This is a genomic window from Methylobacterium sp. AMS5 (genome assembly GCF_001542815.1).
In the GTDB taxonomy this organism is placed as follows: domain Bacteria; phylum Pseudomonadota; class Alphaproteobacteria; order Rhizobiales; family Beijerinckiaceae; genus Methylobacterium.
On sequence record NZ_CP006992.1, the window covers coordinates 592501 to 618710 of the forward strand.

General features: G+C 70.8%; 24 protein-coding genes. 20 read left to right on the forward strand and 4 right to left on the reverse strand.

What is annotated here, in order from left to right:
- Nucleotides 1-114 precede the first annotated feature (114 nt).
- The 16 genes from Y590_RS02735 to Y590_RS02815 all read left to right on the forward strand — a co-directional run bounded on the left by Y590_RS02735 (nt 115) and on the right by Y590_RS02815 (nt 17105).
- Nucleotides 115-375 carry a hypothetical protein gene (locus tag Y590_RS02735; RefSeq protein ID WP_060768534.1) on the forward strand — a complete coding sequence of 87 codons (261 nt, stop codon included), beginning with the start codon at nt 115-117 and terminating at the stop codon, nt 373-375.
- Nucleotides 376-664: 289 nt separating this feature from the next.
- Nucleotides 665-2770, forward strand: a complete 2106-nt coding sequence (locus Y590_RS02740; RefSeq protein ID WP_060768535.1) for a caspase family protein — start codon at nt 665-667, stop codon at nt 2768-2770.
- On the forward strand, nt 2767-4098 hold the full coding sequence (locus tag Y590_RS02745) for a hypothetical protein (protein ID WP_060768536.1): 1332 nt from the start codon (nt 2767-2769) through the stop codon (nt 4096-4098). Before Y590_RS02740 ends, Y590_RS02745 begins: the two co-directional genes overlap by 4 nt.
- 142 nt (nt 4099-4240) lie before the next feature.
- Nucleotides 4241-4786: a hypothetical protein gene (locus Y590_RS02750; RefSeq protein ID WP_060768537.1), complete on the forward strand. Its 546-nt coding sequence runs from the start codon at nt 4241-4243 to the stop codon at nt 4784-4786.
- A 174-nt stretch (nt 4787-4960) separates the two neighbouring features.
- Nucleotides 4961-6352: a hypothetical protein gene (locus Y590_RS02755; protein ID WP_060768538.1), complete on the forward strand. Its 1392-nt coding sequence runs from the start codon at nt 4961-4963 to the stop codon at nt 6350-6352.
- The gene (locus Y590_RS02760) at nt 6349-6909 is read left to right on the forward strand and encodes a hypothetical protein (protein ID WP_060768539.1); all 561 of its coding nucleotides are present in this window, start codon (nt 6349-6351) and stop codon (nt 6907-6909) included. Before Y590_RS02755 ends, Y590_RS02760 begins: the two co-directional genes overlap by 4 nt.
- A gap of 7 nt (nt 6910-6916) precedes the next feature.
- Complete coding sequence (locus Y590_RS02765) at nt 6917-8068, forward strand: hypothetical protein (RefSeq protein WP_060768540.1); 1152 nt, start codon at nt 6917-6919, stop codon at nt 8066-8068.
- Between the two features lie 17 nt (nt 8069-8085).
- Nucleotides 8086-9129, forward strand: a complete 1044-nt coding sequence (locus tag Y590_RS02770) for a trypsin-like serine peptidase (protein ID WP_245517569.1) — start codon at nt 8086-8088, stop codon at nt 9127-9129.
- Between the two features lie 223 nt (nt 9130-9352).
- On the forward strand, nt 9353-10201 hold the full coding sequence (locus Y590_RS02775) for an OmpA family protein (protein ID WP_060768541.1): 849 nt from the start codon (nt 9353-9355) through the stop codon (nt 10199-10201).
- A gap of 38 nt (nt 10202-10239) precedes the next feature.
- Nucleotides 10240-11196, forward strand: coding sequence for a hypothetical protein (locus tag Y590_RS02780; RefSeq protein WP_144439912.1), 957 nt, complete (start codon nt 10240-10242; stop codon nt 11194-11196).
- 216 nt (nt 11197-11412) lie between these two features.
- On the forward strand, nt 11413-12414 hold the full coding sequence (locus Y590_RS02785; protein WP_060768543.1) for a hypothetical protein: 1002 nt from the start codon (nt 11413-11415) through the stop codon (nt 12412-12414).
- Nucleotides 12415-12465: 51 nt separating this feature from the next.
- Nucleotides 12466-13233, forward strand: coding sequence for a hypothetical protein (locus tag Y590_RS02790; protein ID WP_286161842.1), 768 nt, complete (start codon nt 12466-12468; stop codon nt 13231-13233).
- Between the two features lie 25 nt (nt 13234-13258).
- Complete coding sequence (locus tag Y590_RS02795) at nt 13259-13705, forward strand: hypothetical protein (RefSeq protein WP_144439913.1); 447 nt, start codon at nt 13259-13261, stop codon at nt 13703-13705.
- The gene (locus Y590_RS02800) at nt 13702-14127 is read left to right on the forward strand and encodes a hypothetical protein (protein WP_060768545.1); all 426 of its coding nucleotides are present in this window, start codon (nt 13702-13704) and stop codon (nt 14125-14127) included. Before Y590_RS02795 ends, Y590_RS02800 begins: the two co-directional genes overlap by 4 nt.
- A 97-nt stretch (nt 14128-14224) precedes the next feature.
- Nucleotides 14225-14488, forward strand: a complete 264-nt coding sequence (locus Y590_RS02805; protein ID WP_060768546.1) for a hypothetical protein — start codon at nt 14225-14227, stop codon at nt 14486-14488.
- Between the two features lie 301 nt (nt 14489-14789).
- Nucleotides 14790-17105 (forward strand): Tex family protein, encoded by a 2316-nt coding sequence (locus Y590_RS02815; protein WP_060768548.1) that lies wholly within the window; start codon nt 14790-14792, stop codon nt 17103-17105.
- Here the strand turns inward: Y590_RS02815 and Y590_RS02820 are convergent.
- Nucleotides 17092-17400: a hypothetical protein gene (locus Y590_RS02820; protein ID WP_245517571.1), complete on the reverse strand. Its 309-nt coding sequence runs from the start codon at nt 17398-17400 to the stop codon at nt 17092-17094. The genes Y590_RS02815 and Y590_RS02820 overlap by 14 nt on opposite strands.
- A 675-nt stretch (nt 17401-18075) precedes the next feature.
- Here Y590_RS02820 and Y590_RS02825 point away from each other — a divergent pair.
- Entirely contained in the window at nt 18076-18729 is a 654-nt protein-coding gene (locus Y590_RS02825) for an ABC transporter ATP-binding protein (RefSeq protein WP_060768550.1), read from the forward strand.
- A 150-nt stretch (nt 18730-18879) separates the two neighbouring features.
- Nucleotides 18880-20124: a KpsE/RkpR family capsule polysaccharide export protein gene (locus Y590_RS02830; protein ID WP_060768551.1), complete on the forward strand. Its 1245-nt coding sequence runs from the start codon at nt 18880-18882 to the stop codon at nt 20122-20124.
- A gap of 8 nt (nt 20125-20132) precedes the next feature.
- Here the strand turns inward: Y590_RS02830 and Y590_RS02835 are convergent, their stop codons facing one another.
- The gene (locus Y590_RS02835) at nt 20133-20849 is read right to left on the reverse strand and encodes a hypothetical protein (RefSeq protein WP_060768552.1); all 717 of its coding nucleotides are present in this window, start codon (nt 20847-20849) and stop codon (nt 20133-20135) included.
- Nucleotides 20850-20885: 36 nt separating this feature from the next.
- On the reverse strand, nt 20886-21191 hold the full coding sequence (locus Y590_RS02840) for a hypothetical protein (RefSeq protein WP_060768553.1): 306 nt from the start codon (nt 21189-21191) through the stop codon (nt 20886-20888).
- A gap of 201 nt (nt 21192-21392) precedes the next feature.
- Between Y590_RS02840 and flhA the strand changes: the two genes are divergently transcribed.
- Nucleotides 21393-23534, forward strand: coding sequence for a flagellar biosynthesis protein FlhA (flhA, locus tag Y590_RS02845; RefSeq protein WP_060768554.1), 2142 nt, complete (start codon nt 21393-21395; stop codon nt 23532-23534).
- A 530-nt stretch (nt 23535-24064) separates the two neighbouring features.
- Complete coding sequence (locus tag Y590_RS02850) at nt 24065-25741, forward strand: methyl-accepting chemotaxis protein (RefSeq protein ID WP_060772126.1); 1677 nt, start codon at nt 24065-24067, stop codon at nt 25739-25741.
- A 150-nt stretch (nt 25742-25891) separates the two neighbouring features.
- Here the strand turns inward: Y590_RS02850 and Y590_RS26780 are convergent, their stop codons facing one another.
- The gene (locus Y590_RS26780; protein ID WP_158509724.1) at nt 25892-26041 is read right to left on the reverse strand and encodes a hypothetical protein; all 150 of its coding nucleotides are present in this window, start codon (nt 26039-26041) and stop codon (nt 25892-25894) included.
- Nucleotides 26042-26210 lie beyond the last annotated feature (169 nt).

A 26210-nucleotide genomic window follows, 5' to 3' on the forward strand; every position in this document is an offset into this window, starting at 1 on the left:
ACCTGCAAACGAAGGATCCGCGTTTTTTCGAGTCAAACCTCCGCAAAAATCGGTCTGTCGCTTCCATGCCCCCGGTGAGGGCGGATGGACGCCGCCCGATCAGGGAGATGCGACATGAACAAGCTGATGATTTTCGCGCTCGTCGGTGCCGGCCTTCTCGGCGCCGCCCCCTCGGCCTTCGCCCAGGAGACCGCTCCGCAGCCCGCCAATCAAGAATTCCTCGGCGTCGATCTCGACAATGGCGGCGTCTACTACAACGGGCGCAATTCCGGCCGGTACTGTCTCTATCGCACCGTCGAGGTGTTCAACCGCTATACCGGCTATGTCGAGACCCGCCGGGTGCGCCGCTGCGGCCGCGGCCTCTACCTGCCGTAAGGGGGCGCCGCGATGCTGACCGCGATCTCACCGCTCCACCTCGCCGCCCTCGGCCTCATCCTCACGCTGTTTGCCGGGGGCTGAGCGCCACGATGCCGGACCTGTTTCGAGGCCGGTCCCATTCGGCCTCCGATGCGCGGGACCGCTCTCCGCGGATGGGCGGCGAAGCCCGGAGGGCGACATTGTTTCCCAGCCCCCGAGCGGCTACCCCTGGGCCGCGTCCCAGAGCGGGCGCGCCCGCTCCAAGGATGACAGCCTCGGTCCGCGAACCGAGAGGAGGACGATCCGCATGCCGAGACAGGCTCCGGTTATCGCTGCGCGCCGATTGCTCCGTGGAGCCGCGCTCCTCCTGGCCGCCTGCCTTGCCCTCGTGGTGCCGGCCGAACTCGCGCTGGCCCAAGCGACACCCGAAGCGATGTCCTTCACCGACAACGCCGACTCGGTCGCGGTGGTGATCGGCAACCGCAGCTACAAGCAGGCGGTGCCGGTCGATTACGCCCACAACGACGCCGAGGCGATCCGCGCCTATCTCATCGAGCGTCTCGGCTACCGCGAGAGCAACGTCTTCATCCTGAAGGACGCGACGCTCAACGAGTTCAACCAAGTCTTCGGCACCGAGCGCAATCCGCAATCGGGCCGGCTGTGGCGCACCACGCGCGAGGGCCGCTCGAACGTGTTCGTGTACTATTCCGGCCACGGCGTGCCGGATCTGACGACGCGGCAGCCCTTCCTGCTGCCCGAGGACGGCAACCCGAACCAGGGCGAGAGCGGCTATGCTCTCGAGACCCTCTACCGCAACCTCGACCTCGTGAAGCGCAAGATCGGGCCCGAACGCCAGCTCGTGGTGATGGTCGATGCCTGCTTCACCGGCGAGACCGGGCGCAAGGGCGAGAGCCTGCTCGCGGTCTCCGCGCCCGGCTTTGCCCCGGCCCGGCCGAAGGCGGAGAGCGGCATCGTGCGCCTCGTCGCCACCTCCGGCGCGACGCCCGCGAACTGGGACGAGACGAACAAGCTCGGCCTGCTGACGAGCCGTTTCCTGATGGGCGTTTCGGGTCTCGCCGACGCCAAGGATGGGGCCGGCAACGGCGACGGGTTGATCCAGTGGCCGGAGCTGAAGGGCTACCTGCGCCGCGAGGTCGAGGAGGCGGCGCGGCGGGCCTCGGGCCGGGAACAAGTGCCGGAGATCGACGACGCACCGATCGTGGTGAAGGCCTCGCTCCCCGTCGCGGCGGTGGCCGGCGGCGTCGCGGCGATCCGCGACGAGGCGGCGTGGCGGCGGGCGGAAAACCTCGGCACGCGCGAGGCTTTCGAAGCCTATGTCGGCACCTGCGGCGAAGCCTGCGCCTACCGCTCCCAGGCGATGGACCGGCTGCTCGCCGGCCGCAAGCGCGACGCGGCGGCGATCGACCAGGAGAACTGGGCCAAGTTCGGTGCGCAACGGCAGTATCAGGCTTATCTCGATTCCTGCGGCGAAGCCTGCGCCTATCGCAGTCTCGCGGAGGGCTATCTCGGCGGCGCCAATCCGAGCACCGATCCGCGGGTGAAGCGCTGCGACGCGCTTGCCGCCGGCACCGACGATCCCGACCGGCCGAAGGGCGTGCCGGGGGTGAAGCTCGGGCGGGTCGAGGCCTCGGCCGCCATCGAGGCCTGCCGCGGCGCGGCGGCCTCCTATCCGCAACTGCGCCGCCTCAGCTACCAGCTCGGCCGCGCCTACGACCGGGCCGACCGCTCCAAGGACGCGTTTGCCGCCTACGACTGGGCGGCCAAGGCCGGCAGCGTCTCGGCAATGAACAACCTCGCCGCGCTCTACGAGAACGGCCAGGGGGTCAAGCGCGGGCAGGCCGAAGCCTTCCGGCTCTACCGGCAGGCAGGCGAAGGCGGCAACGTGGTGGCGCTCGCCAACGCCGCGCGGATGCTCGAATACGGCAACGGCATCCCGAAGAACGAGGCGGAGGCGGTCGCGCTCTACAAGCGCGCGGTGGCGGGCGGCGACGTGCCCTCGATCTCGAAGCTGGTGCCGCACTACGCGACCGGTGCCTACGGCTTCCCGAGGGATCTGCGACAGGGTTTCGACCTGTTCCGGCAGGCGGCCGACAAGGGCGATCCCGTCGCCATGGCGACGATGGCGACGCTGATCGACAACGGTTTCGGCCGCTACTTTCCGGGCGTGCGCTCCACCGACATGGTGCTGCGGGCGTGCAAGCGCGGCGAACTCGGCGCGGCCTCGGTCTCGGCCACCGACACGGCGGCGCAGAAGCTGAAGCCGGAGACGATCCGCACCGTGCAGCGCACGGTCAAGGAAGCGGATTACTACTCGGGCGCCCTCGACGGCCGCTTCAACCCGGTTTTCGTGCGCGCTCTCGACCAGTACGCGCGGGCGAACGAGGCGGAATGAGGCTCCTCCTCGCCGCCCTGCTGCTTCTCCCGGCAACCGCCCGCGCCGATCCGAGCACCGCCACGCTCAAGCCTTTCCTCGATGCGGTGGCGGCCTGCGCCGGGCGGCCCGACCTGACGCTGGCGGTGATCGGCGTCGAGCCGGGCCAGTCGGCGCTCTCGCGCGAGCAGGCCGAAGAGGTGCGCCTCGCGGTCGAGAGCCGGCTCCAGGCGACGGGTCGCGTGCGGCTCGCCCCCGCCGCCGACGTGGTGCGGATCAAGGCGCTGCGCGAGGGCACCACCGGATTGTCCGGAGCGGAGGCCGAGGCGCAGATCCGCGCGGCCTTCTCGGGCGATGCCAGCGTGTTCCTGGTGGAGCCGCACCGGGCCGGCGAGACCGCGGCCCTGCGGCTTCAAGCGATCACCCGGAACGCCGCCTGCAAGGCCACGAGCGAGCCCATCATCCTGCCGATCCGCGTCGGGGCCGGCGTCGCCGACATCGATGCGGTGATGGAGGGGGCGGTGAAGGCCTTCGCCGGGGCCGCACCGAACGCGAGCGCGATCGCGGTCTGCCCCTTCGTGGCGGAGGGCGGGCACTCGACCTGCGCCGGCGCGCTCACCGATCGCCTCGTCATCGCGCTCGACGCCGAGGCGCGCTCGGCCAACCGCATCCTGAAGGGGGCGCGGCTCGACGTGCGGCGGCTCCCGCCCGGCACCGCCTGCTCCGGCGCGATCACCGCACGCGGGCGCTTCCTCACCGACCGGAGCCGGCAATCTTGGATGGAGCTGGAATTCCAGCGCGATGGCGCGGTGCTGGCCCCGACCGGGCGGCGGCGCATCGGAATCGAGGGGCTCGGCTGCGATCCGACCCCGCGGCCCTTCCTCGACCATCTGGCGACGACCGCCCGCACCGATGCCGGGCGCCTCACCGTCGCGGCCACGGCCACGCCGTTCGCAGCCGGGCAGCGCCTGGAGATGCGCATCGAGGCCCGGGCGCGGCAAAACCTCTATTGCTGGGTGGTTGCCCCCGACGAGACCGCCTTCGTCGCCCTGCCGGTTCGCGGCAACGCCGCCTCCGCTGCGCCGCTCAAGGCCGGCGAGGCAAAGCGCTACCCGCGCGGCTACGGCCTCGACGAGATCGTGGCGGGCGAGCCCTTCGAGAACCTGTTCGCCTGTTTCGGCGTGGAGGGCGGCCTGCCGCCGGAACTCGCCGAGCGCTGGCTCGCGGCGGCACCGGACGCGGAGGGCGAGGCCAAGTTGCTGCAGCCCCCCGACGTGCTCGACCTCTTGGACAAGATCCGCGCGACGCCCGGCATCACCGAGGCCACCGCGCGAATCGTGGTGCGGTGACGCGGCTTCGGGCAGCAACGGGAGACGGGGCCCGACATGGCAGTCGAGGCGAAGGCGAGCATACGAGAGCAGGGCCGACATCCTGCCGGAGTGACGGCAGGAGCCCCCAACCACCCCCCGCAACCCCGGAGCTGCCCGCACCATGTTCATCAACGGCGCAGCCCTCGGCGTCGCGCTCTGGCTCCTCACCATGGCCCTCGTGCTGCTCACGGGGGTGCTCATCGCGCATCTCGTCTGGCTCACCCGGCTTGCGCGCGGGCCCGCCCTCGCCGGCAGCCCGGTCTCGGTCCGATGGCTCATCGTGGCGGCTGCGGTGGTGACGCCGGTTCTCAGCTTCTACGCCAGCGAGATCGCCGCCCTTTGGCACCGCCGGACAGCCGGAGAGACCGTTACGTGGCGGCGGCTCGGGATCGTGGCGGCTCCGACCGTCGCGCTCGCCGCGGCCGGCGCGCTGAGCGAGGAAGCGCGTTACCTGCCCGAATACCGCACGTGGTCGCACACGGCGCGAACCTTCGCGGGGTTGCTGCGTCTCGTGCCGATCGCGCAGGGGCTGCTCTACATGATCCTGCGCGTCTTCTCGGCGGGTCGGCGCCCAATGCTGATCTGGCTCACGTTTCCGGTCATCGCCGCGAGGCTCGTCTTCCTGCTCATCGGAACACCCGCCGATTGCACTCTGCTCGTCCCATGAGGAGGCGACGCCCCGAGCGGTGCGGGAGGGTGACGGATGTTCGGGCTCGGGGTATCGATACGGCGATGCGCGCCGGTTCCTCGTGTCGGGCGCAGGCTCGCGGCGCAAGCCGTGCGCGCGCATCGACCCGGACGCCGGCAACCGCCCGCCCGCGCCGATGCTCCGAGGAGGCGCATGACCGGCGGATACGACGAACGCTGTGCGGCCGATCTGGCCGCCGTCTGCGACGGCCGCGACCTCTCCCGCGAGGATCGCGCCTGGCTCGCCCGGGTCGTCACCGGCGCCGTGCGCCCGAACCGCGACAAGCCGCTCTGGGACCTCGCCCACGCGCTCACCGCCCTGGCTCAGGCAACCGATGCGCGGAACGGGCGCGACCTCGTCACCCTGGCGCTCGATCCCGGCCTCGCCACCGCCGCAGCCGTGTCGGCGCGCTTCGCCGGAACCGTCCCGGCCGACGCCCGCGGCCCGGTCTTCGGCGAGGCGTGGCGCACGAGCTGGGCCGGCCTCGCGCGGCTGCTCGCTCTGGCAGAGTTCGTGCTGACGGCCGAGGATCTGGCGCAGTTCGCCGCCGTCACGGGCTGGCTCGACGACCTCGCATCCGCCCCCGATGCCGAGGGCGCCGCGTTTCTGGCAAAGCGCCTCGCCCGCCATCTCTCCGCCTACCGCAACGCCCACCTGCCGCTGGCGCCGCTGGAGCGCCGCTTCCGCGCGATCCTCGGCTTCCTGGGGGGACGCAAGGACTTCGGCGACGACGACATCCTCGCCTTCTGGCGCACCGAGATGGAGGCGGGCGAGCGGCCGGGCTTCCGCACAATCGCCGAACATTTCGTGACCTTCGAGGCGGGCGCGCATCTGGTGGGCGGCCTGGACGGGCTGTCCGCACCCGTCTCCCTCGACGCGCATGCGGGGTGGGAGGAGCGGCTCGACGCCGCGCTCGGCGATCTCGCCGCCGCCGAGCCGGCCGAGACCCTGGCGGCCCTGCTCGCCGACTGGCCGGAGGGTCCCAAGATCCTCACCGGGGCCGAGCGCGAGGACCTGTCCGACTTCCTGCGCCTGGAGCCGTTCCACCGCACCCGTCCGCTGACGGCTCTGCGGGCGGCGAGCTTCGGGCGGGTGCAATCGGGCATCGCCAACCGCCTGCGCCGGGGCGGCGGCGGGGCCGAAGTCGCCGAGCGGGCGACCTGCGCCGAGGCCGAGAGCTACGCGGCGCTCCAAGAGCGGGCCGGCGCGCTCGCCGCTCATCTCGCCCGGATGCTGCGCATCGCGGCGGCCCTGCGCATCGCCGAGCGCGACGGGCTCACCCCGGAGGTGCGGGCCGCGCTGGAGGCCGCGGAGGCGGATCTGCGCCGGGTGCGCCGGGCCGGTTTCGAGGACCGCGCCGTCCTCACCGCGGGCTTTGCTGCCACGCAAGCCGCGCTCCTGCGCCTCACCGAAGAAGCCGGCCGGCTCGAACGGGCGCTCGCGGCTTTGGCCCGGCAGCGCCCGCTCGACGCGGCCTTCGCAGCGGATCGATCCGTCTTCGCGGCCGCCTTCGCGGCGGCTTATGCCGAGGAGGCGGCTGCGTGAGCGACGAAGCCCAACTGCTCGCCGAAATCCACGCCGCCCGCGCGCTGATGCGGGCACAGGTTCCGGCTGTCCGGCCAAGCCACGCCGCTCAGCCGGGTCACGCCGCCCTCTGGGCGCATGCCACCCGGGAGCCGGGCGGCCCGGTCGATCTCGCGGTGGTCCGGGCGATCCGCTCCGATCCCGAGGCCGCGCGGCGCTACCGCACCCTGCTCGGCGCGCAGGCCCTGGCCCACGCCCCCCTCGCGGCTGCGGCCTCGGACGGGGCGCTGACGCGGCGCCGGGTCGGCCCATTCGAGCTAGAGATTCTGGAGGGCACGCCGCCGCTCCTGATCCTGCGCGGGCCGGACGGGCCGATGCCGCGGCGGATCGAAGCTTGGCTCGGTGACGAGACGGTGCGGCTCGATCTCGGCCCGCCGGTCGACGGCGCGATCCTGCTCGCCCTCGATCCGGCCTTGGCCGAGGCCGACCGGCTCGGCCGCATGCTGCGCGATCCGGCCTGCGCGGTGTTCCTGCTGGGAGGAAGCGGGCCGCGCCCCGGTGGAGTGCATCCGGCATGAGCGTGGCATGACCGGGCTCGCGATCCTCGTCCTCATCCCGACGACCCGGGGGCCGCTCCGTCTGAGGTCTTTGAACCGACGTCCCGGCCTGCCGGCGCCGGCCGCCTTCGCCGACGGCGATTACCGCCCCCTGCCCTGGTCGCCCGACTACGCCCGGCTCTGCGCACCGGGCGGGCCCGTCGCCCGGCTCGGCGGCGACGGGGGCCTGCCGCACGAACTGCGCCTGTCGGGCTCGTTCGATGCCGGCCGCTCCTGGGAGGTGCCGGTCTGTCTCGCCCACGGCCTCGCCGCCCGCGGCCACCGCTTCGTCGCGGAGCCGGCACAGGCCGACCTGATCCTCTGGGCGACCGGCGCGGTCGATCTCAACCTCGCGGTCCTGCCCGGCGACTACGCGCTCCTCGACAAGATCGAGCGCTCCCGCGCCCTGCTCGCCGCGGCGCCGGAGGTGCCGCTCGCGGTCCTGCTGCCGGACGGGCCGGAGCGGGAGCCGGCCGCGGCGGCCTTCCGCGCGCTCGGACGGACGGGAGCGCCCCACATTCTGCCGGCCGGGGATGTTCCGGCGGCCGTGGAGGCGCTGACCCGGCCAGGACGGGCGACCGCACCGGAGCCCCGGTGCCGCACGCTCCGCCTCGCCCTGCCCGTGAGCGCCGCCGCGGCCGTCGGCCTCGTCGCGCTCGGCGGATTCATCGCGCTCGGGGCCCGGCAGGCCCCAAGCGTCGGCGCGGGGAACGAACCCGCTGCCCTGCCCGCCTCCTTGGCCGAGATCGCCGCGCCCTCCCCTCCCCCGGTCGAGACGCCGGCCGCGATCCGCGTCGAGGAATTGCGGGCGCCGCCCGGCTCGTCCTGCCGCCGCGTCGCCTTCGGCGCCGAGCCGGCCGAGCGCCGCCCTGTCGCACCGGAGGACGGCGACCGCCTCGCGCCGACCCGGCTCGTGCCCGAACTGTGCGGGGTCGCCATCGCGGCGGCACCGGGGCTGCGGCTCGAAATCGGGCCGGAGCTGCGCGCCGCCGCCCTGCCCCCGGTCCGGCTCGCCGACGGGGCGCAAGGCTACTTCCTGCGCGAGGCCGGGCGGCAGAACCTCGTCTACGCGGTCCAGGCTCAACCGGAACCGGGCGCCGCCCTGCCCGGCGGCCGGATCATCCACGCTCTGACGCGCTGATGTCGGAGCCGCAGCCGATGATGTTCGACCCCGCCGCGAGCGGCCCGACGACGATGCTGACGCAGAGGAGGGAGACGATGACCCCGATCCGCCGGAGACGCCGGGCCGCCGCCTGTCTGCTGCTGGCCCTCTGCACAGCCGGCCCCGCGCGGGCGCAGAGCGTCGGCTTCGACCCCGCCGATTACGGCCGGGCGCAGCTTCCGCTGCGTCAGACGACCGGCGACGCGGCGGCCTATGTCGATCAGAACAAGGGGGCGTTCGAGCCGATCAGCGAACTCGACCCGAAGGACGGGCTCGCCGCGCTCGCTCGCCCGATCGGCCGCGTCGACATCGTTCTGCGCAACAACCGCACCGGGCAGCAGGTCGGCGCCTCCTGCACCGGGGCGCTGCTGCCCGGCGACTCCGTGCTGACCAACCACCATTGCCTGCCGCAATCGGGCGACCTGACCCCGATCAAGGCGTCGATCCTGATGGATTTCCTGACGCTGGACGGGAAGGGCGCGCGCCGCTTCGAGATCGACCCGAAGCCGGTCGAGCACGACGCCCGCCTCGACTACGCGCTGGCCCGCGTCGCCGGAAACCCGAGTGCGACCTACGGCACAGTCCGCCTCTCGGGCGAGACAGTTCCGGGCAACCGCTCGATGCTCGTGATCCATCACCCGCTCGGGCGGCCGAAGGTGATGAGCCGCTTCCGCTGCTTCGCGATGAAGGATCAGGCCGAGGGGCCGGACCTGCGCCACCGCTGCGACACGCTCGGCGGCTCCTCGGGCTCGCTGATGTTCGACGCCTCCGTGGCCGGTATCGCCCTGCACAAGGAGGGCGGCCTCGACCCCAAAGATCCGTCGAGCTTCAACAAGGCAACCCGGCTCTCGGCGATCCTCGGGCGCAGCCCCATCCTCGCCGCGATCGCCGCCGGCCAGGGCCGCCCGGTCGCCGCCGCTTCACCCGCCGGCGACGCGCCGCCCAAAGCGAGTGCGGCGCCCTCCGCCAAACCCGCCGCCCCGCCCGCGGACGGGCCCCTCGACCCCGCGAGCATGAACGCGATCCTGCGCGGGCGCTGAGCGGCACCCGGCAAGGTTGCGATATGATGGCACTCGGCTACCACCCCGTTCGAGGCCGCCGGAATCAGCGTCATCGATCCGTGGCGGGTCGGGGGGTAAGCGGGGCGCCGCGAACGCATTCGCGTTTTTTTCTCATAAGCAGGCGGCAAAAGCCGCTCTGCGAAGTCCAGGGATGCGGGGGGACGGGGCCGCGGCAAGGCCTCTTGAGACGGAGACGAAAGCCATGGGGGCAATCGAGGGGACAGCCGCGCCTGCGCGCGGTGCAGGCGGAAAGGCCGGGGAAGCGGCGCCGGCATGGCGTCGGCGTCTCGGCCCGACTCTGGCGGCGAGCGTCATCCTCGCCGTCGCACCCGCCCGTGCCAACCCGCTGACCGAGGCGCCGGGCACCCGCACACCCGCCGCCGAGGCGGAGGCGCCGCCGGCCCGTGACGAGGCCGCCGAGCAGGCCGAAGCCGGGGCGGTGAACCCGTCCGCGAACGCGATCATCTGCTCGCTCGCCCCCTTCGCCGACGGCAATCCGGGCCGTCCCGCCGCGCCGGTCGCGGTCTCGCCCGGCGATGGCGGCCCGAGCCTGCGGGTCGATCCCGCCCGCTCGGTCGATCTTACCGTGTTCTTCGCCTACGACAGCGCCCGCCTGACGCCGAAGGCGCGCGTCCAGCTCGAACCGCTGGGCCAAGCGCTGCAATCCCGCGATCTGGCCGCCCACGGCTTCCTCATCGCCGGACACACCGATGCCGCGGGCGGGCTCGGCTACAACCGGCGCCTGTCGCTCGCCCGCGCCCGTGCGGTGAAGGCCCATCTCGCCGAGGCCTACGGCATCGATCCGCGCCGCCTTCGCATCCACGGCTGGGGTCCGTCCCGGCCGAAGGATCCGGCCCAGCCCCTCGCGCGGATCAACCGGCGGGTCGAGGTGAGCCTGATCGTGCCCCTGCGAAGCGGCGCCCTGCGCTTCGTCCTGCCCGCTGCCGCGGAAGGCTGCGGGGCGAACGGGCTCGGCGATCCGCGCCGCCGCCTCCCGCTCGACCTCGACGATTTCGACGCGGCGCCGACGCCGCTGCCCTGCACCGAATGACCCTCGCGACATCACCGCCGACCCACAGGATGCCTCCGATGCTGCGCATACCCGCCCGAACGCTCGCCACCCTCGCCCTGATCGGCGGCGCCCTCCTCGGCTTCGCCGCGCAGGCCGAGGCGCAGACCCGGCCGAATATCGTCGTGATGGGCGAGGATGCCGACGAGGATTCCGTGCCCCGCGGCAACCGCATCTTCCAGCGGGTGATCGCCGAACTCTCCGAAACGATGAACCTGCGCGGCTACAACGTCTACGACGAGACCGCGGTGGCGATGGGCATCACCCAGGCCAACCGGGTCCGCCGCCGCGATGCGGAGCTGATCGAGGTCGCTCGCGCGGTCCAGAACCCGCCGCTCGACGTGGTGGCGGTGTTCCAGGTCTACGCTTCGGCCTCGAAATCGGGCTATTCCGACATCGTGCGGCCGGAGGTGCGCATCCCCGGCCGGCTCCTCAATGTGCGCACCGGACAATCGCTCGGCGCCTTCGAGGTGGCGGGGCTGCAGCTTCCGCCCCTGCCCCAGGGCTGCGACCGGGAATGTCTGCTCGAACGGGTGGGCGCCGAGGCCAAAAGCATCGCCGCCGACGTCGCCACCGCGCTCACGGCCAAGCTCGACGGCGTGATCGCCCCCCGCCGCGGCGCCGATGCCGGTGCGCCTGCGAACGCCCTTCCGAACGCGCTTCCCGGCACCGAGTCCCCGCCCGCGGCAGCAGGTGAATCCTGCGGCGGCCTGCCGACGGCCTATGTCGTGCGCCTCAGCGGGTTCTCGCCGCAGGAGGTGCAGGCGGCGGAGGAGTACATGGCCGCCTTCCGCTGCTACGAGCACCATCGCCCGGTGCGCTCCTCCGGCGCCACCGCCGAGTACTGGTACGAGACCCGCTCCGAATCGGCGCGGCTCGGCCGCAACCTGCGCCTGATGCTCGAGCACATGAGCGCGCCGGGGCAGGTCCAGTTCTCCGGCAACACCTTCGTCGTCAGCCGCGTCGCCACCCGCTGACCCCGGTGCCGGACATGGCCGAGGCAGCCTCGCAGGCGGGGTGGCCGACGCTGTGCCTCACATGGCCAGCCCGCGAGATCGCGATCCACGACGACCGGTTCGAACTTGACCGGTTCGGTCCCGGCGCCACGCGGATCCACGGATGGCGCTGTGGCCCGGACGCACCGCAGCCGATACCCTCGACGCGCTTCTGCACGCCGCCTTCGGAGAGACCCCATGACCGATCGCACCCCGCTGCGCCGCACCCTCGCCCGCCTCGTCCCCGGCCGGTGGGCCCGGCGCGGCCTGTTCGCCGGGCTGATGAGCGCGCTGACGGCCTCTTCGGCGCCGGTCCTCGCGGCCGAGCCGGTCTTCCCGCCCGCCGGCTCGCTCGGCCTCGCTCCGCCGCCCGGCATGAAGCCGGCCGCGAGGTTTTCGGGTTTCGAGCACCGCTCCGGCGCCTCGATCGTCCTCGTGGAGATGCCGCCGGAGGCCTGGGATCAGATCAACGGGAAGTTCACGCCCGAGGCCATGGCGCCCTCCGGCTTCCGGGTGAAGGGCGGACCCGAGCCACTGACCGTCGCGGGTGGCGAGGGCTTCGTCCTGCGGGGAATGCAGGGTGCCAACGGGCTCACCTACACCAAGTGGGTCGCCGTGGTGCGCGGCACCTCCGGCACCGGGCTCGTCACCGTGCAGGTGCCCGAGACGGCGGCCAAGCAGGTGCCGGCTCCGGCGGTCGAGGCGGCCCTGCGCACGATCGCCTTCCGGCCCAAGGCGAGCCTCGCCGATCAGGTCGCGGCCCTTCCCTACACCGTCGGCGACACCGCAGGCTTCCGCCCGATGGGGGTGTTCGCCGGCAACGGCCTCCTCCTGACCGAGGGGCCGAAGGACATCGATCCCGAGCGCGAGCAGCCGGTGGTCATCGTCGCGCCCTCGCTGGGTCAGGCGCCGGCGCCGGCGGGGGCGGAGGTCGCCTACGCCCGCCGGATCTTCACCACGCAGAAGGATCTGAAGGACGTGGCGATCACCGACGAAGCGCGCAGCACCCGTGGCGGCGCCGTCGTGGTGCGCCTGCGCGGCACGGGCATCGATGCCAGGAACGGGCGGACGCTCGGCATGACCCAGACGACGGTGTTCGAAGGCGGGCGCTATATGCGCGTGATCGGCTTCGCCGATGCCGGCCGGGCCGACGCGCTGGCTCGTGCCGAGCGCGTCGCCGCTTCGGTCGCGATGCGCTGAGCCCTCGTGCCGCGATCCCCCGTTCGCTTCGTCCAGACCGAGAACGCTTCCGTGAGCCACCCCCATTCGATCCCCCGGCCGGGCCTTCGGTCACGCGGCCTGATCCTGCTGGCACTTCTCGCTGCCACCACGGGCGCCGCACGGGCGCAGGATCGGGAGGCCTCCGCGAAGAACGAGTGCCGGCGCACGCCCTCGCTCTCCGAGGGACCGGCCCTCGGCTTCGGGCGGATCACCGCGACGGGCCGCACCCCCTTCGTCAGGGACGGGCTCGCGCAGAACGGCTGCCCCGATGCCAGCGCGGAATGCCGCGAGCGGGCCTATCTGGTGACCGGCGACCCCGTGATCCTGGGCGAGCGCCGCGGCGGCTATGTCTGCGCCAGCTACCGCGGCGCGAAGGGCGATTTGGCCCGGACCGGCTGGATCCCGGCCGACGCCGTGGCGGCCGAGCCGCCGGCCCCGGTCGCGCTCGACGACTGGCTCGGCACCTGGACCCAGGCGGAAGGGCGCATTCAGGTGAAGCCGGGGGACAAGCCCGGCGCGCTCGCGATCTCGGGCGAGGCGACCTGGGGCCTCGGCGATCACGAGCGGGTGAAGCGCGGCGGCGTTCATCTCGGCGAGATCTCCGGCACGGTCACGCCCAGGGGCGACGGCGCCAGCTTCGCCATGGGTGAGAAAGAGACCCTGCCGGTCGAGAAGGGCGGCGCGTCCGATTGCAAGGTCTGGCTGCGGCGCCTCGGCCCCTGGCTCGTGGTGGAGGACAACCTCGCCTGCGGCGGCATGAACGTCACCTTCCGCGGCGTCTACCGGCGCGAACCGTGACGGGGTGCAGGCGATGGGACCGGGCATGACGGAGCACGGCCGGGAAACCCTTCGCCGCCTCGGCGCCCGGGCGCGGCGAGACTTCTCGCGCGCGCACATGTCGGACACGACGTGGCGCAAGCGTCTCTGCGCCCTCGACGAAGCTGGCTTCGGCCGGGGGCAGATCATCGTGCAGTTCATCGCTTGTCCCGGGCCGCGGGTCATGACCCGGCCGACGCGGGCCGACCTCTGGCCGCCGCGGCCTTCCGTCGATTCGATCGCGGTCGGCCCGTTCGAGCTGCGCGCCATCGCGTGGCGCGAGCGACCCACCCTCGCCCGATGGCCCAGCCGGGACGGACGCCCCGTACCCACCGTCCCCCAGGACGGGGCGCACGCCCGCGCGGTGCCGGAGGTCCTCGGTCGCCTCCCCCTGGAGGAGACGGAGCAGGGATTGCCCATCCTCGGCTTTAGCGGCCGGTGGAGCGAGACATGATCCGGCGCGCTTTTCTCGTCGCCCTCGCCACCGGTCCAATACTCGCGGCCTGCTCATTCCCGCCGACGACGATGACGCCGGAGGCCGTCGAGGCCTTTCTCGCAACGCCCCTGCCGCCTGGCCGCCGCGACCTGCGGACCTACACCGAGGCGGGTATCGACCGGCTGGTCCTGCTGCGCCTCGACGCGCCGGAGGCGGAAGCCGACGCCTTCGCCGCCCGCCTCATACCGGACGGTCTCGAAGCGGGCGTCGATCCGGGGCTCGGCTTGCTGAGCACGTCGTTCGAGGGCTGGATCGCGACGCCGCCGGAGGGAAGCTTCGGCGGCGAGGCGCCGTACGACGGGCGGCGGTCGGTGAAGGTCGTCGTCGCGCCGGCCGAACCCGGCTGGCGGCGGATCTGGGTCGCGAGCTTCACCCTATGAGCCCCGCATGCCGGCAGCATCGCGTCACCCGAAGCGGAACGTCAGGTGGTGCAGAACGGATCGGCGAGGACTTGACCTTCCGCGGAGAAGCCGGCGCATGATGCTCGCCGTGACCGCCCTCGTGTGGACGCCGGCCCTGCTGTTCGCGCTCGGCTTCGGGCTGGCCCGCCTCACCGGCTGCCGGGTGGACGAGGGAAGCGCGCATCCCTGCCTCGTCGCCGGCATCGATATCGGCGGCCTGCTCTACACCCTGCTGATGATGGGCTGGCTGGTCATCCTGGCCCTGCCCTTCATGCTGCTGACGGGTCTGATCTGGCTCGGCATCGGCCTGCGGGCACTCGCGAGCACGTGGCTGTCGTGAGGCCGTTGCCGCGCCGGTCTTCGCGCGTAATCCGAAGAATCGGCCACCGGTTCGTCGAAAGAATCCGCCACACCCTCACCCCGACCGGCGCGGACGGACACAGCCGGCGCCTGTTCTTCGCCTACAGCTCCCAGAATGAGCCGCCCGAGGTCGATCGCGACATGATCTTCGCCGGCGACAGCGTGTTCAGCGCGGACGACTGCGCGCTCTCCGAAGAACGGGCACCGCTTGCGCCGCCTCGCCCGATCGGAGAAGGACGGCCGCTCGACATTCCCTGCCACTGCGACCGAGGCCTGATCCCGTGAAGAGCGTGAACCTGCTGATCGCCGAGGAACTCGGTGCCCGCGAGGCGCAGGTGGCCGCGGCCGTGGATCTGCTCGACGGCGGCTACACGGTTCCGTTCATCGCCCGCTACCGCAAGGAGGCGACCGACTCGCTGGACGACGCGCAGCTCCGCACCCTCGAGGAGCGGCTGGGCTATCTGCGCGAGCTGCGCGACCGGCGTGCCAGCGTCACCGAGAGCATCCGCGCCCAGGGCAAGCTGACGCCGGAACTCGCCGCCGCCATCGCTGCCGCCGACACCAAGGCGCGGCTGGAAGACATCTACCTGCCGTTCCGGCCCAAACGCCGCAGCAAGGCGCAGACCGCCCGCGAGGCCGGGCTCGCGCCGCTGGCCGAGACCCTGCTCACGCGCCCCGAGACGGTGCCGGAGCGGGCGGCGCAGGGCTTCGTGGACGCCGCCAAGGGCATCGAAACCGCCGAGGCGGCCCTGGAGGGCGCCCGGGCGATCCTGATCGAGCGCTTCGCCGAGGATGCCGACCTGATCGGCCGCCTGCGCGAGGATTTTTGGCGCGGGGGCGAGGCCGTGGCGAAGGTCCGCAAGGGCAAGGAGACGACGGGCCAGAAGTTCTCCGACTATTTCGATTGGCGCGAGCGCCTGGAGCGGATGCCCTCGCACCGGGTGCTGGCGGTGTTCCGCGGCGAGAAGGAGGAGGTGCTCGACCTCGCCTTCGCGGCCGAAGGCGAGGATTCGGCGGCGGGCGTGCCGGGGCTGTTCGAACTCGCCGTCTGCCGCCGGTTCGGCGTGTCCGCGCGCGGCCGTCCGGCGGATGCGTGGCTGCTCGACACCGTTCGCATCGCCTGGCGCACCAAGATCCGCCCCGGCATCAAGGCCGATTTGCGGGCACGCCTGTTCGAGCGGGCGGAGGAGGCGGCGGTGAAGGTGTTCGCCGGCAACCTCAAGGATCTTCTGCTCGCCGCCCCGGCGGGCGGGCGGGCGACGCTCGGGCTCGATCCCGGCTACCGCAACGGCGTGAAGGCGGCGGTGGTCGACCGCACCGGCAAGGTCGTGGCGGTCGAGACCACCTATCCGCACGAGCCGCAGCGGCGCTGGAAGGAGGCGGTGGCCTCGCTCTCCCGTCTCTGCCGCCAGCACGGCGTCGAGTTGATCGCCATCGGCAACGGCACCGCCTCGCGGGAGACCGACCGGCTCGCCACCGAGATCCTGGCCGCCAACCCCGATCTCAAGATGGCCAAGGTCACGGTGTCGGAGGCCGGCGCCTCCGTCTACTCGGCCTCGGCCATCGCCACCCGTGAGTTGCCCGATCTCGACGTGTCGCATCGCGGCGCCGTCTCCATCGCCCGGCGCCTGCAGGACCCGCTGGCGGAACTGGTGAAGATCGACCCGAAATCCATCGGCGTCGGCCAATACCAGCACGACGTCACCGAGCAGAAGCTTTCGCGCTCGCTTCAAGCGGTGGTCGAGGACGCGGTGAACGCGGTCGGTGTCGATGTGAACACCGCCTCCGGCCCGCTCCTGGCCCAGGTCTCGGGCCTCGGCGCGTCGGTGGCGGACAAGATCGTCACCCACCGCGACGCCAACGGCCCGTTCCGGACCCGTGCCGGGCTGAAGAAGGTGCCGGGCCTCGGCGCCAAGACTTTTGAACTCGCGGCGGGCTTCCTGCGCATCCCCGATGGCGAGGACCCGCTCGACCGCTCCGGCGTCCACCCGGAGGCCTATCCGGTGGTGCGACGCATTCTCGAGGCGACGAAGAGCGACATCCGCGTGCTGATCGGCAATGCCGCGGTTCTACGCCCGCTCTCGCCCGCCGCCTTCGCCGACGAACGCTTCGGCGTGCCGACCGTGCGCGACATCATCGCCGAGCTGGAAAAGCCCGGCCGCGACCCGCGCCCGGCCTTCAAGACGGCGAGCTTCCAGGAAGGCGTCGAGACGATCGGCGACCTCAAGCCCGGGATGCAGTTGGAGGGCGTTGTCACCAACGTCGCGGCCTTCGGCGCCTTCGTCGATATCGGCGTGCATCAGGACGGGCTCGTCCACATCTCGGCGATGGCCCGCAAGCGGATCGCCTCGCCCTCCGAGGTTGTGAAGACCGGCGACGTGGTGCGCGTGCTGGTGCTGTCGGTCGATGTACCGCGCAAGCGGATCGCACTGTCGATGCGGCTCGACGACCCCCTCGAGGGCGCGACGCCGCCGCGTGGAAACGCCCCCCGCCCCGATGCGCAGCCCCGGCGCCCGGCGCCCACAGCCCCGCCGCAGGACGGGGCGCTGGCCGAAGCGCTCCGGCGCGCCGGCGTCTCGTCGCCTAAGCGTTCCTGAGCGAAAAGCGTACGATCTGCCCGCGGGCGGGGACCGGCTTCTCGCGGCGGGAGACCTCCGGGACCGTCGCCGACCGGTGAGCCGGCCACCCCAGCACGTCGCCCGCCTCACGGTGGGAATGCGCGTTCCGACAGAGTGGTAGCCCGGCCTGCTTCGTCAGCGCGACGGCGGGCGTATGCCCGGCCGAATTCCAGCTCTTGAACCGGCACAGCACGAGGTAGTCCTGGATCGTGATCAGGTCTGCGTCCACGAGTGCCAGAGCCTCTTCGCGAGTCTCGATGAGATCGGGATTCAAGACCAGCTCCATTGCCAAAAACAAAACCTAGAAGAAATTATTTCACGCAAAATATCAACCCAAGGTAGGAGCCGGGGATCAAACCGGACAGTTTCAGGCACGCGAAAGGCTGCTCATGAGCGAGCTGTCGCCCCGACGGTCCATCGCCGATACAGTCGAGAGCAGTCTCGCCGACTTAACATCGTCTCCTCAAATATTCCTTGAGCAAAAGCAATTCGTCCAGGCAATCAATTGCACGCGCCTCGGCATTTATGCCGCTTGACCCAACATTCTATAGCCTCGTTCGCCCGAACATCATTTGGCATCTGTTGATCGCACTCAGCGTATCCGGCGGCGATGGCATCTCATGACGTGAAACATCGACAAAGATCGGGATGGCCGACGCCGTGCTCATCGCCGAGAGAGGACACTCGGACGCGGTGCAGCCGAGCGGGCAGATCCCCTTGTGCACGCCGCCCCGGAGACCCTCGCGTTCGAGATGGCGTCGCGCGGGTTCGCATCGCCTTGCCGTCCCCAGATTCGCCGTTTTTTTCGGTTTCCTACGCGGCACAAGGTGCGGGCTTGAACCGCCCGATATGCCTCGCCGACTTTCGCTGGCGACGCGGCGGTCGTACGGCGGGCGCATCCGTTGCGTCGGTCCGGCCCGCAACGTTCACCGGTGGAGCCTACCGAACCGTGATCCGCTTCGAGAACGTCACCAAGGTCTATTCCACCTATGGTCGGCGGCGCACCATCCTGGACCGGGTGAACTTCACCCTGAAGCCCGGCATCAGCTACGGCATCATGGGGATCAACGGTGCCGGCAAATCGACCACCATGAAGCTTATCGCCGGCGTCGAGGAGCCGACCCGGGGCCGCATCGTCCGGGGTCTTCGCGTCTCCTGGCCGCTGGGCTTCGCAGGCGGCTTCAACGCCAAGATGACGGGCCGGGACAACGTCATCTTCGTTTCCCGGATCTACGGGGAGGATCCGCGGCGCGTGCTCGAATTCGTCGAGGATTTCTCCGAACTCGGCAGCTACCTGAACATGCCGGTCAACACCTACTCCTCCGGCATGGGCTCGCGGCTCGCCTTCGGGATGAGCATGGCGATTCCCTTCGACACCTACCTCATCGACGAAACGCTCTCGGTGGGCGACGCGCGCTTCCAGAAGCGGTGCGCCGAGGTGTTCAACAAGCGGCGCGAAACCGCGGACGTGATCCTGATTTCCCACAGCATGGAACAGATCCGCGAATATTGCAGTCAGGCGCTGATCCTGATCAACGGGCAGGCGGTGGTCTACGACGATGTCGATGAGGCGATCACCGCCTACCGGCGCCTGAATAGCTGACGGGTCGCCGGGCCGCGGGACGGCATCGGCCACCCATCAAGGTTCGGACACGCTTTCGCCGCGAGGGCGGGCCAGAGACGCTGGCGTGCGATCCGTCGCCGCCCCTGACGCGGCGCGGCTGACCGCGCGAGGCGTGCGAGCACCGAGACCATGAGCACCGAGATCAGCAGTCCGAACAGCGCAGCGGTGACCACCGCCGACCGCTCGACCGCGGTCACGGAATCGCTCAAGCGGTTTGCCCGCATCGCGCGCCAGTCCGACCACAAGAAGGGCATTCGCGCCTATCAGACGCATATCCGGCGCGATCCCTGGATCCCCGCCTTCTTCGTGCTTCTGTTCCTGCTGCCGACGATGGTCACCGCCGGCTATTTCTACCTCGTCGCCTCCGACCGCTACATCACCGAGGCACGCTTCGCCCTGCGCCCGGCGCTCGGCAACGTCGACAAGGTGCAGAGCGAAGAAACGGGCAACAACAGCTCCCTGTCCAAGCAGATGATCGCCCAGGACACGCTGATCACGACGAGCTACATCGCCAGCCGGCAGATGATCGAGACCATGGAGCGGCAGATGCCGCTTCGCGAGATGTTCTCGCGGGACGGCATCGACTTCTTCTCGCGCTTCGACGCCAGCGAGCCGATCGAGCGGTTCATGCTCTACTGGCACAAGCGCGTGACGACCTCGGTCGATTCCAATGGCGGTATCATCAGCCTGAAGGTCGCCGCCTTCGATCCGCAGGAATCCTACACGCTGACTCGCGCGCTTCTGGACGAGAGCGAGCGCATGGTGAACGAACTCAGCCTCAAGGCGCGCAACGCCGCGCTGGCTGAGAGCACCCGCGAACTCAAGAACGCCGAAGAGCGCCTGCTCACCGTCCAGCGTGCCATGCGCGACCTGCGCAACCGCGCCGGCATTCTCGATGCGCAATCGGCCAACAAGAACAACCTCACGGTCATCGCGGAGCTGCGCAAGAAGCGCATCGACCTCTCGGTGCAGCTCAACCAGAGCCTGCGCGACCTCGCGCCGGAGCGGCGTCCGATCCAGGATTTGAAGGCGCAGATCCAAGATCTCGATGACAACATCGAGAAGATCGAGCGGCAGATGACCAGCACCGATCCGGATCAACGACGCCTGCTGTCGGAGGCGATGACGGAATTCGAAGGGCTGGAGAACGAGCGCAAGAACGCGCTGCTCTATCACAACAAGGTGTTGGCCGCGAGCGAGCAGGCCCGCATCGTCGCCAACCGGCAGATCGAGTTCTTCACGCCCGTGGTCAACCCGGTCGTGCCCACATCGGCGATCGAGCCGCGCAAGCACCTGATCACGAGCATCGTCGCGCTGGTGGCCATGGCGGTGTTCGGCTTCAGCGTCCTGATCCGCAAGTATCTCTATAGCTGACGCACCGGTCAGGCGATCTCGCCGGGCGGACGGCGGGTCGGCGGCGAGGCGGTGGGATCGGCTGGCGTACCCGGCTCGGGCGCTAGGGCCGGGTCGGGCACCGGCGAGGGCGTTCCGGTCGCGCGCGGCTCACCCGTGGTTCCGCCGGTCCAGCCCTGCGCCCGCCAGCCCTCGGCGCGCTCGTCGAGATCGACCGCCCCGGCGCGCTGCATCAGGGCGATGACGCGGTCGGCGACCTCCCCGTCCGCCCGCACGGTGACCAGGGTGCCACCGCGCCGGATCCCCTCGGCATAGGTCTCGGCATCGGCGCCGCTCAGCCCCGCGCCGGTCAAGGCGCCGATCAGGCCGCCCGCGGCCGCCCCCACCCCTGCCCCCGACAGGGCGGCGACGAGCCAGCCCGCCGCGATCACCGGACCGGCGCCGGGAATCGCGAGCAGCCCCAGGCTCGCGAGCAGGCCGGCGCCGCCGCCGAGGACGGTGCCGACCGTCGCCCCCGCACCCGCCCCTTCGGCCGCCGAACCCTCGTGCTCGCTTGCCGAGGCATGGCCCGGCGCCGCGGACTCACCCGTGGCGCCACCGGCCAAGGCGCCGGCCGGCCGATCCGCGCCGTTCAGCGAAACGATGCCGATATCCGAGTGCGGCACCCCCTCCGCCTCGATGCGATCGATGACGCGGGCGGCGGCGTCCTGATTGTCGAACAGGGCGGTGACGGCGCGTGTTGCCATGGTCGTTCCTCTCGTCTGATTTGGGGTGGCCAGCCGCTACTCGGCGGCGACGTTGCCCCGGAAATCCATGCCGACGCTCAGCGTGCGGCCCGCATGCTCGGCACGCCCGCGCCAGATGCCCTGCCCGTCGAGTTGCAGATCGGCAACGTCTGCAAAGCCCATCTCGGCGAACCGCGCGCGCACCTGAGCCGCGGTGAAGCTGTTGGCGCCCGGTTCGAGCCGCCCGGCCACCGCCCCGTGCGCCTTCTCCGCAGGTGTCGCGGTGGGTGCCTCCGGCTCCGGCGCGGCACGGACCGCCGTCGATGCCAGCACGGCGAGGAGGAGAAGGAGAGGGGTGCGCATGACTCGAGGCTCGTCCGCAGGAATCCGGCCGTTCGCCGAGCCGGTTGCCTGACCAAGCTCCGGTCCCCGGCCGAGGTTCCGTATCGGGGCGGGCGTTGTCGGGGCCGGCGTTAACGCATCGCTAACCCTGCACCCGGCAAATCCTGCCGGGTGCGGTCCTGCGGGTGGGCCCGCGCGATTCGTCTTCGGGGATTCGGCGCGATGAGCGAGACGGCCAGGGCCGTTCCAGCGGGAACAGGCGGGCTCGGCGGCCTGTCGTCCCTGCGTATGCCGAGCCGGGCGAACTTCCAGGCGCTCTCGAAGCGCTCGGACCTGTTCTTCGCCACGGCGGTGATGGGCATCCTCACGGTGCTGATCTTCCCGCTGCCGGCCTTCCTGCTCGACCTCTTGCTCGCGGTCTCGATCATCCTCTCTGTGCTGATCATGATGACCGGGCTGTTCATCGACAACCCGCTCGAGTTCACGGTCTTCCCGACGCTGCTGCTGGTCGCGACCTTGCTGCGGCTCGCGCTCAACCTCGCCTCGACCCGGCTGATCCTCGGCCACGGCCACGAGGGCACGGCGGCGGCGGGTCACGTCATCGAAGCCTTCGGGCACTTCGTGATGGGCGGCAACTTCGTGATCGGGATCATCGTCTTCGCGATCCTGATCATCGTGAACTTCGTCGTCATCACCAAGGGCTCGGGCCGCATCGCCGAGGTGGCGGCGCGCTTCACCCTCGACGCCATGCCCGGCAAGCAGATGGCCATCGACGCCGACCTCTCGGCCGGGCTGATCGACGAGAAGGTGGCCAAAGCCCGCCGCTCGGCTCTGGAGGAGGAATCCTCGTTCTTCGGCGCCATGGACGGTGCCTCGAAGTTCGTGCGCGGCGACGCGGTGGCCGCACTCCTCATCACCGGCATCAACGTGGTCGGCGGCATCATCATCGGCGTCGCCCAGAACGGACTCGGCTTCGCCGAGGCGGCCAAGACCTACACGCTGCTCACCATCGGCGACGGGCTGGCCTCCCAGGTGCCGGCGCTGATCGTCTCGACCGCGGCCGGCATCCTCGTCTCGAAGGCCGGCGTGAAAGGCTCGGCCGACAAGGCGCTCGGCAAGCAGATGGCGAACTATCCGAAAGCCCTCGGCATGTCGGCGGGCGTCATGATCCTGATCGCGCTCCTGCCCGGCATGCCGATGCTGCCCTTCCTCGCGCTCGGCGGCGCCTCCGGCTACGCGGCGTGGCGCATCGCCAAGACGCAGCGCGAGACCCCGCCCGCGGCGGCGGAGGGCACGCCCGGCGCCGCAGCCCCCGGCGGGGCGCCGGCCGAGGAGACCGTCACCGACCTGCTGAAGCTCGACGACCTAAAACTAGAGATGGGCTACGCGCTCCTCGCCCTCGTCAACGGCGAGGGCCAGGATCGGCTCACCGACCAGATCAAGGCCCTGCGCCGCCAACTCGCGGCGGAGCTCGGAATCGTCATGCCCTCGGTGCGCATCCTCGACAACGTGAGCCTGGAGGCCAACACCTACGTGGTGCGGGTGAAGGAAATCGAGGCCGGCACGGGACAGGTCTTCCCCGGACAGTTCATGGCGATGGACCCGATGGGCGGTCAGGTGCAGCTGCCCGGCCAACACCTGCTGGAGCCGACCTTCGGCCTGCCCGCAACCTGGGTCGATGCCGGCTTACGCGATCAGGCCCAGCTCAAGGGCTACACCGTGGTCGATGCGGCCACCGTGATCTCGACGCACCTGACCGAACTGATCAAGGCCCACGTCTCGGAACTCCTGAACCACGTCGAGGTGCAGAAGCTGCTGCGCGAATTGCCCAAGGAGCACACGGAACTGCTCAAGGAGGTGGTGCCCTCGCAGATCGCCACCACCGGCATCCAGCGCGTGCTGCAGCTGCTGCTGACCGAGCGGGTCTCGGTGCGCGACCTCGGCTCCATCGTCGAGGGCATCGCCGAGGTCGCCGGCCACGTGAAGAACCCGCGCGACATCGTCGAGCATGTCCGCGCCCGCCTCGGCCGCCAGATCTGCGCGCAGTATCAGGGCCCGGACGGGACGCTGCCGATCATCACCCTGTCGCCCGCCTGGGAGCAGGCCTTCCTCGAATCGATCGTCGGCGAGCGCGAGGAGCGCTACCTCGCGATGCAGCCCTCCCGGCTGACGGAGTTCGTCAACACGGTGCGCGACCGCTTCGAGCAGGCGGCGCGCATGGGCGAGATGCCGGTGCTGGTCACCTCGGTCCAGGCCCGGCCGTTCGTCCGCTCGATCATCGAGCGCTTCCGCCGCGAAACCCCGGTGATGAGCCAGGCGGAGATCCATTCCCGCGCGCGGCTACGGACGGTCGGATCGGTGTGATGCGGTTCGATCCGTTCGGATCGAGCCGGAGGCCGTCGTCATCGCCAGAAGGCGACCGGATCACGGCCCTGTCCGGAGAGGTTGCGCGGGAGATCGCTTTTGCCTCGGCTAGCGATGAGGGACCGGGACGAGGAGCGAAACCGTCGACCAGATGTGTGTGCGGCGGCTTCCGCCCGAGACCTTGCGGCTTCACCCCGTCGTCGTGAGGGAAAGCGAAACGATCCGAAGTGAAGCCCTTCCGGTCAGATCTCCCATGGGACGCCCCGGCTCGCCCTGCGGTGACGGCCAGCCGATAACGGTGGTGATGCCGGGGAAGACGCGCCGGATCGTGCGTCGATCCGCAAGACGACGTTGTCCTCCCCTGGGGGGTAAAGCCGGATACTGATCGATGGCCTGCCCAGGTCGAAGGCGGCCGCGAGAACGCAATCCGGCTGGCGCGGACTTTGAGGATCATTAACGATGGACATTTATCAACGCAACGTTGCCCCACGATAAGATTGTTGAACCTGGGGGCGTTCGGGGGTTTGCTGATGTTCCGGTTCGATATCCCGAGAAAGCTCTATGCTCTGGTGGCCCTAGCGGCTTTGAGCCTCGTGGCGATCGGCGCCGTGGCGCTCACCTACCAGTACGAGGCGATGTACGGGCAGCGCGTCAACCGTCTCAGCCTGATGACGGAATCGGCCGTCAACCTGATCGATCACTACCGCCAGAGCGTCGAGAAGGGCGAGATGACGGAGGCCGCGGCCCGGTCCACCGCCTATGCCGCCGTCACGTCGATGCGGCACGGCAAGGACGGCTACTTCTTCGTCTACGACCGCGACGTCGTCGTGGTCGCCCACGCCACGCCGAAGTTCATCGGCCAGAGCTTCCGCGACCTCAAGGACACAACCGGCTACGCCTTCATCGCCGACGTGCTGCCGCGCGCCGTGCGCGATGGGGTGGCCTCGGTCGTCTACACCTGGAAGCGGACGCCCGATGCGGCGGCGACGCCGAAGCTCGGCGTGTTCCGGTTCTACGCCCCCTGGGGGGTCTATATCGGCACCGGCGTCCATATCGACGACCTGAAGGCGACCCTGTGGGAGCAGATCGAGCGCCTCGGGTTCGTGGCGCTGGGCATCCTGCTCGTTCTCGGCGTCGCCTCCTGGGCGATCATCCGCTCGATCGTCCGGCCGATGAGCGCGCTGCAGGCGACGATGGGCCGGCTCGCCGAGGGCCGCACCGACATCGCCCTGCCGGAGGCCAAGCGCAACGACGAGGTCGGGGCGATGGCCCGCGCCGTGGCGGTCTTCCGCGACAACGCCATCGAGCGCGAACAGCTGCAGGGGGCGCAGGAGGCCGATCAGACGCTCAAGATGCAGCGGGCCGAGCGGCTCAACGGCCTGATCCAGGACTTCGAGGGCACGATCACCGGCATCGTCACCACCATCGGCGGCGCCGCCACGCAACTGCAATCGACCGCGCAGGGCCTCGCCGGCACCGCGAACCAGACCGCCAGCCAGTCGACCGCCGTCGCTGCCGCCGCCGAGGAGGCGACCACGAACGTCAACACCGTGGCCGCCGCCGCCGAGGAACTGGGCAGCTCCGTCCAGGAGATCGGCCGGCAGGTGGACGGGTCGGCCGCCCTCTCCCGCACCGCGGTGGACGAGGCGGGGCAGACGGGCAAGCTGGTGCAGGACCTCAGCGAGGCCGCCGCCCGCATCGGCGACGTCGTGGCGATGATCTCCGACATCGCCGGCCAGACCAACCTTCTGGCGCTCAACGCGACGATCGAGGCCGCGCGCGCGGGCGAGGCGGGCCGCGGCTTCGCCGTGGTGGCGGCGGAGGTGAAGGAGCTCGCGAGCCAGACGGCGCGGGCGACCACGGACATCTCGGAGCAGATCGCCCGCATCCAACGCTCGACCGGCACGGCGGTCGGAGCGATCGGCGACATCGCCACCCGCATCCGCGAGATCAGCAGCGTCTCCACCTCGATCGCGGCGGCGGTCGAGGAGCAGAGCGCGGCGACCCAGGAGATCGTCCGCAACGTCGCCCAGGCCGCGACCGGGACGAGCGAGGTGACGCACAACATCTCCGGCGTCGCCCGCGCCTCGGAGCAGACCGGGACGGCCGCCGCCCACGTGCTCGGTGCCGCCACGGAGCTGTCTCAGCAATCCGATCACCTGCGGGCCGAAGTCCGACGCTTTCTGGCCACGGTGCGCGCGGCCTGAGGCCTGAGGCGATCGCCGACAGCCGGAGGCAAAAGAGCCGAGCCCACCTCAAAAGGTCGGCTCGGCTCTGCGATCTGCCCGCGTTGTTCTGTTGGAGAGCCGGCGTCGCCGGGAGGCGGGAAACGGCCCGGCGCTTGAGTCGGATGCCGCTCAGGCGTGTCCCTCGATCGCACGCAGGACGGCGACCATTTGGTCCGCCTGCGAACGGGTGAGCCCTTTGCTGATGATCGTGCCGTCCCGGCAGATCGAACAGGTGCCGTCCTCGGCGACCCGAATTTTGATCGAAGCCATGATGTCCATCCAGGAGCCAGAGCGGCTCCCCATTCCGTCGAAGCTTAACCGTTCCTGAAGGGCTCGCAACCCTGCGCGTCCCATTCATCCACGGAAGCGGTGTGAGGTAAGGATCGCTGATCCCGCCGTCACTGCGACGAAATCGACGTGCAATTCGAAACTCGTGACCCGAAACGCA